The sequence below is a fragment of the Kitasatospora sp. NPDC005751 genome, from assembly GCF_040630835.1.
In the GTDB taxonomy this organism is placed as follows: domain Bacteria; phylum Actinomycetota; class Actinomycetes; order Streptomycetales; family Streptomycetaceae; genus Kitasatospora.
The window spans coordinates 51,297-57,445 of record NZ_JBEXYC010000041.1 but is presented as its reverse complement, the minus strand read 5'-3'; the positions used below and the strand labels follow the sequence as shown (position 1 = coordinate 57,445).

Below are 6,149 nucleotides of genomic sequence, written 5' to 3'. Positions count from 1 at the left end.
GGCCCCACTTTCATGCCCTGCCGACCAGAAGATCACCCGACCGAGTCGGCAGACTCGAACTCACGATCACCAAGATCGATAGAGCAACGGCTAGTCAGAACACCGCAACTGGTTGAGCTTCATGAGGATTTGTGGGACATCGTCGACAGCAACTTGCAGGACGGTGACAAGGCCAAGGGAGCTATCGCGGTCGATGCCTTTCCCGGTCTGGGCAAGACCACCTCGGTGCTGGCGTTCGCCCGGGCGTTCCATCGCCGGGAGATAGCCGAGCAAGGAGAGTTCACCGCCCAGGGGAACGAACGGGTTCCGGTCTGCCGGGTCGGTCTGACCGGCAACACCGGCATGAAGGACCTCAACCGGGCCATGCTGGAGTTCTTCGGCCACCCGGGGCGCAACCGCGGGACGACCGCCCAGCTCGGCCAGCGAGCCCTGGACTGCGTGCTCTCCTGCGAGGTCCGTCTGCTCGCATTGGACGATCTTCACTTCCTGAAGTGGCGTAGGACGAACGGCATCGAGGTCAGCAATCACCTCAAGTGGATCGCCAACGAGTTCCCGGTGACCCTGCTGATGGCCGGCGTTGGACTCGCCGACAAAGGTCTGTTCAGCGAGGGCGGCACCAAGGGCGACGCGGTCATGGCCCAGACAGGGCGCCGCACCACGCGGCTCGGTATGCGGCCGTTCACGATCGAGACCGAGAAGAACCGCCGGGAGTGGCGGCAGATGCTGCGAGCCCTCGAAAAGCGTGTGGTCCTGGCCGACAAGCATGACGGCATGCTCACGGACGACCTGTCCGACTATCTCTTCGCCCGCAGCACCGGACACATCGGCTCGCTGATGACGTTGATCAACCGCGGCTGCCAGCGGGCCGTCCGAAGCGGCGAGGAAACACTCAGCCAAGACTTGCTGGACGGCGTGAAGAACGACGAAGCGTCCGAGAAGGCCCGCCAGGAACTCGAAGCCGCCCTCGAGAAGAGGCGACTGACAAGCCGCCCGCAGACCACACGCAGGAAATCGGCATGACCGGTGCCCCAAGAACGCTGCCGATCCGGATCGACCCCCTGCCTGGCGAAGCCCTCGACTCCTGGCTCGAAGCCCTGGCCCATCGGCTGGACACCCCACTTGGCGACGTACGGTCGCATCTCGGCTTCCCGGTGAGAGACCGATCCGGGAACCACCTCAGGGACATCCCGCCGGACTGGACGATCGCGCTGCGTGAGCACGAGACATCGGCCGTCGCGCACGCGAGCGGACTCTCGCCGGCTCTGATCACGACCATGACGCTGGCCCACTACGACCAACGCGCCCTGCGTATCGACCTGGCCCGCCGGCACGTCGACCGCCGGGTGCTCTGGGGCCGCGGCCGGGGTTCGCGGTTCTGCCCGGACTGCCTGGCCGGCTCCGGCGGCCGCTGGCAGTTGGCCTGGCGCCTGGGATGGGCCTTCGCCTGCCCCCGCCACCGTCGCCTGCTCGCGGACTGCTGCCCGAACTGCGGGCGTGTCCAGCGGGAGCGACCCCGTTCCGGCCGGGTCGTTCCCCAGCTGGGCATCTGCGGCAATCCCCCCTCACAACCCGGCAGAGCGATATCCGGTGACTGCGGCTTCGACCTCACCAAGACCGGAACGCTTCGGCTGCCCGCAGGCCATCCAGCGCTGACCGCCCAGGACCGGCTGCTGGAGATCATCGAGTCCGGGGCAGCCGCCTTCGGTGCCTACACCGTCAGCCCGCAGCCAGCACTCGACGCCCTCGCGGACATCCGAGCCTTCGGCGGACGAGTGCTGGCGGACCTCCCCGCTGGTGTCATCAAGAAGCTGCTGCCCGCCGACCTCGCCGACGAGCACTTCACGCCTGACCCCAGCTCCCGACTCGCATCCCGGGCCGTGGAGCGGCCCGGCTTCATGGCCCCGCCACGGGCCGTGAGCGCTGGCGCCGCGATGACCATCGCACTGCGAGTCCTTGAACACCGGGATGTCCACCAGGCCGGGAAGGCGATGCGCGGACTGCTGGAGGCGATGCGCGAAGAGCTCTGGCAGATCAGTGCCACGAGCATCGACAGCTGGGGACGCGGCCTGAGCCCCGTGCTCAACGCGGTGCACTTGGTCGCGCTCGCCCCATCGTTCCGGCCCAGTGACCAGCTCCGCTTCCGTACGGTGACCAGCATGCCCAGCAGACCGAACCTCACGGACACTGAGCTGGCGCGCCGAGCCCGGAACATAGCCAGCACATTCTGGCCGGCCTGGGCAGTACGGCTCACCCCGTCGGAAGGGGTCTACCCTCGTGTTCTCGCGCCCGTCCTGGCCAGCGCTCTCCTGATAATCGGCAGTCGGACCAGCCTTGATGACGTGGCCCGGCACCTCGGCGCAGTCGCTGACGGCATCGACATCTCCCGGATCTTGCAACTGCTGAACGATCAGCCGAAATGGCCGGACATGATGACCGCCCTGGTCCGCCTGGCCGACTACCTCGACTCCAACGACATTCCCATCGACTACCAGCGGCGCCGCCGCCTCGACTACACCAACCTGCTGCCGCACGAGCGCTGGCTCGACATCTGCCGCAGCACCGGCACATCGCCCGGCCAACGCCGACGAGAGCAGATCATCCGCTGCCGGTTGTTCCAACGCATCAGTGGCCTGCCGACCGAAGCCGTCCCCGGCTACCGCCAGGTCGACGAAGCACCCTTCAGGGCCGAGGTCGCCCGAGCTGCAGCCCTCCAAACACCCGAGCTGGCCAAGGAACTGGACCGCGCAGCTATGGACTTCCTGGCAGCCCACGACATCCACGACGAGCCGGTGACCTGGCAGCCGCCCACCTCCCTGCTCGACGGACTGGACCTGCCCGGACCCGACCCCGCTCGCATCGAGGTCCCGCGCCTGCACCAGCTCATCCGCCAGCGCAAGAATCCGGTGCAGTACGCGGCCAGGGCACTCGACACCAGCGTCGAGGCGATCCGCTATGTACTGGACGAGCATCCCGCTCCCGCACCGCTGCCGACCAGGTCCGTTGCCAGAGCGACAGGCGCCACCCGTCACCGAGCCCGCCAAGAGGTGCCGAAGGAGACCTTCGTCCGCCTCTACCTGCACGAGCACCAATCCCTGAACCAGATCGCCGCCCTCACCGGCTTCTCTCGCAAGGTGCTCGCCCCGCTTGCGCACGAGTACGACATCCCGCTCCGCGACGGCCCACAGGACTACAAGCCCCGAGGAACCGTCGAACCGGACTGGCTGATTGAGCAGTACGTCAACCGCCGCCGGACCCTTGCAGACCTCGCCCACGAGAAGGGGATGAGCACCGCGAACATGGCGCGCTGGGCCAAGACCCACAACATCCCGCTGCGATCACGCGGAGGATCCAGCCACAGCCGGTCACTTCGCGCTGCCGACCAGGCCGATCGAGCGCCGACCATCCTGCGGCCGGCTCTCAGTGGCCAGGGGGCCAACGAACGCCTGAGCCGATTCGCGGCCGCATCCGCCTACCCCAGCCTCAGCGCGGCGGCGAGCGGCCTCGGTTTCAACACCTTCACCCTCGTCGCGCAGATCAACCGGATCGAACGAGAGCTTGGCGGACCGCTGCTGGTCAGAGCCGAACGCGGCCGACCCATGACGCTGACCCCCTTGGGGAAGAGGGTGCTCAGAGCTATTCGCACGTCTCAAGATGGTGCAGCGTCATGAATCCGAAGTTCACTCCAGGTCGGAAAGGCGATGGAAGGCTCCGTCGAAGTCTCCCGACGCAAGCAGTTTGGTGATCACGCCCACCATGCCCTGGATCCCAGGATCTTGAACGATCAGCCCGTCCAAGCACCAGAAGCACCGACCACCTGCCGCTTCTCCGGTCTCCTCCCGTTTCCTCATCAGCCGGTCCACCTCGGGGAGGGTGAAGATCGTCGCACTCCAGCGAGAGCCATCGGGGAGGTGAACCTCGACATCCACATTGCAGACCTCATCGAGCACCTCATCAGGGCTTGGGAGGAAGAGTGCCTCGAACCCGTCTCGGCGGGCACGGTAGTAGGGGCCATCCCATCCAGCGTCGGTCTGCGGCTTGCTCGTTGTAGTGGTCACAGCAGGAGCATCCCAGTAGTTCAGATGGCCATCCAACGGGAATTGGACACCGCGACGGCTGGAGAGCAGAGCACCGCCATCGTGGGCCCGTGAAGACTAGGAGCTGCAGGGTGCGATTAGATGTTGCTGGGGAAAAGACCGTGACGGTGTCGGCGTCTGCTCCTATCTTCAGACCATGACCGTCACCGCACGGCGGGAGCTGGTGAGCCCCGCAACCCGAAACGCTTTCCGCTCTCTGGCCACGGACCTGACCATCCGGATCGTGGCCGAGTTGTGGGAGGACCATGGCTTCGCGCCTATCCCGCCAGATGAGCTGAAGTACCAGGACTCAGGCCAGCGGCGCACCGAGTTCATGCTGTATGCGGAGGGCGTGGACTGGTCGGATCCGAACCACGTTCGGCGTGCCCTACTCGTCTTCGAGGACTTCATCCGCACCTATCGGAGCCCGGACGACCAAGGAACGCCAAAGTGGCTGGACGACATCAGAGTTCGCTTGGAGCGGGACGGCTTCGCCCTCGACAAGGAGGGGAAGATCTCCTGGTCAAGCCCGCCGGTGCTGGCCCGTGACCTCAGCACCCTGAGCGATGCATCAGGAATCACGATCGAGCTGGAGCGCATTCGACGGGACCTGACCACCGACCCCCATGGGGCCATTGGCGCGGCCAAGCAACTCATCGAAGCGACCGCGAAGACCGCTCTTCGGGAGCTGGGCATCGTGGTGGACAGGAACGCCGCGCTCCCTGCCCTGATCAGTACGGTCCAGAAGGCATTGAAGCTCGATGCTGCCTCGGCTCCGGATGGACCCGACGGCAGCAAGGCCGTGAAGAAGATTCTCTCGGGGTCGGTGAACATCGCGATCGGTGTCGCCGAACTGCGTAACCAGGGCTTCGGCAGCGGTCACGGTCAGGCGAGCGCACCGTCCGGGCTCGGAGTGCGTCATGCCCGCCTGACGGTCAACGCTGCTGTGACCTGGTGCGAGCTGATTCTCGACACGCTCTCGGACCCTGCCGCTCCGTGGCGCAACGCCAAGGTCTGATCCACTCGGGAAGAGCCGGGCCACCCCCGAGTTCTGTCGGACTGGGAAGGCACAATCGGCGCATGTCTGAGACCTTCGTCGACCTTGGATCCGTCAATGTGCCGTCTGGTGTGCTGGTGCTCGGCATGGCTGGGTGGATCGACTACTGGCGGGAAATGGGTCAGCTGCTGTCCGAGCGCGCCCGGACAGCAGCGTCGTCGGGAGGAAGCCATCTTCGTGAGTGGCTGTGCGAGGCGGTCGCGGTCCCGGCTGCCGATGACCGGCCCCTGAGGGTAAGGGCGACCGCCTCGCCGTCCCCCTTTGATGAGGAACCGACGATCGCGATCCTGGAGATCAGCCTCGGTGTCCAGTGGCCGGAGACCGCGGACCGGTCGGTGCCGATCCGGCTCGGGGACCTGCCCGTCGACCGTTGCGGCATGGTTATCGGCGACGCCGCAGGTCTGGACGCGTGGACGGGAATGGGCGGCGAGCCGGCCGATGGGCTCGCCGACGTCTTCTACTGGGGCCTGTACGCGGACGACGCGCACGCGGAGTTTGGCGGTGAGCGGATCGCGCAGCACGGCGTCGACGGACCGCACGGGTGGCTCGACCTCACGCTGGCCGAGGCGGCCGCCCGTGCAACCGAACTCACTGCCTGGTGCGACCGCCTCCACGGCAAGGGCCTTGTGGTCTCGGTCGACAAGCACACCGACGACCACCGTTTCCGTCGAGCCGGGTGGCACCATCCGCTCCGCGTCGGAGCGATCGAGGTCGGCGGCTGCCAGGTGCTCGGCATCGAATGGGACCAGGGCGACCATTCGATGAGGCACCGCGGTGAGCGGGACGCCGGCCAGGTCTATCCGGTCACGCTCGAAGCCGACGAGGCGGGCGAGATGGTGATGCGATGGACCATCCCGCCCTACGACTTCGACGACGAAGACGAGTAACGAGCTCAGCTCTGGGGATCCGCCACCGTGGTGAGACTGATCAACCTCGACACGCAGTGAGACAGATCGGGGAACCGCAGGTCACAGCAGTGGTCTCCGACACGAGCCGCGAGACCCTACACCGCTCCGGCC

The 6,149-nt window shown here is 66.5% G+C and carries 5 protein-coding genes; 4 read left to right on the top strand and 1 reads right to left on the bottom strand.

Features of this window, described 5'->3' with window-relative positions; translation table 11 throughout:
- The first annotated feature begins 12 nt into the window (after nucleotides 1-12).
- Together ABZ497_RS27390 and ABZ497_RS27385 are read left to right on the top strand one after the other, a co-directional pair.
- Nucleotides 13-1,020: an AAA family ATPase gene (locus tag ABZ497_RS27390; protein ID WP_359808999.1), complete on the top strand. Its 1,008-nt coding sequence runs from the start codon at nucleotides 13-15 to the stop codon at nucleotides 1,018-1,020.
- Nucleotides 1,017-3,668 carry a TniQ family protein gene (locus ABZ497_RS27385; RefSeq protein WP_359808993.1) on the top strand — a complete coding sequence of 884 codons (2,652 nt, stop codon included), beginning with the start codon at nucleotides 1,017-1,019 and terminating at the stop codon, nucleotides 3,666-3,668. The genes ABZ497_RS27390 and ABZ497_RS27385 overlap by 4 nt, the downstream gene beginning before the upstream one ends.
- 9 nt (nucleotides 3,669-3,677) lie before the next feature.
- On the opposite strand, the gene ABZ497_RS27380 is transcribed toward ABZ497_RS27385, so the two are convergent.
- Nucleotides 3,678-4,055, bottom strand: coding sequence for a hypothetical protein (locus tag ABZ497_RS27380; protein WP_359808991.1), 378 nt, complete (start codon nucleotides 4,053-4,055; stop codon nucleotides 3,678-3,680).
- Between the two features lie 175 nt (nucleotides 4,056-4,230).
- On the opposite strand from ABZ497_RS27380, the gene ABZ497_RS27375 reads away from it, so the two are divergent.
- Nucleotides 4,231-5,091: an abortive infection family protein gene (locus ABZ497_RS27375; RefSeq protein WP_359808989.1), complete on the top strand. Its 861-nt coding sequence runs from the start codon at nucleotides 4,231-4,233 to the stop codon at nucleotides 5,089-5,091.
- 62 nt (nucleotides 5,092-5,153) lie between these two features.
- On the top strand, nucleotides 5,154-6,017 hold the full coding sequence (locus ABZ497_RS27370; RefSeq protein ID WP_359808988.1) for a hypothetical protein: 864 nt from the start codon (nucleotides 5,154-5,156) through the stop codon (nucleotides 6,015-6,017).
- The last annotated feature ends 132 nt before the right edge of the window (nucleotides 6,018-6,149 follow it).

Excerpts from the sequence above, each read along its gene's own strand:
- ABZ497_RS27370 (WP_359808988.1), top strand. The coding sequence starts at position 5,154 with ATGTCTGAGACCTTCGTCGACCTTGGATCCGTCAATGTGCCGTCTGGT.
- ABZ497_RS27385 (WP_359808993.1), top strand. The coding sequence starts at position 1,017 with ATGACCGGTGCCCCAAGAACGCTGCCGATCCGGATCGACCCCCTGCCT.
- ABZ497_RS27375 (WP_359808989.1), top strand. The coding sequence starts at position 4,231 with ATGACCGTCACCGCACGGCGGGAGCTGGTGAGCCCCGCAACCCGAAAC.
- ABZ497_RS27390 (WP_359808999.1), top strand. The coding sequence starts at position 13 with ATGCCCTGCCGACCAGAAGATCACCCGACCGAGTCGGCAGACTCGAAC.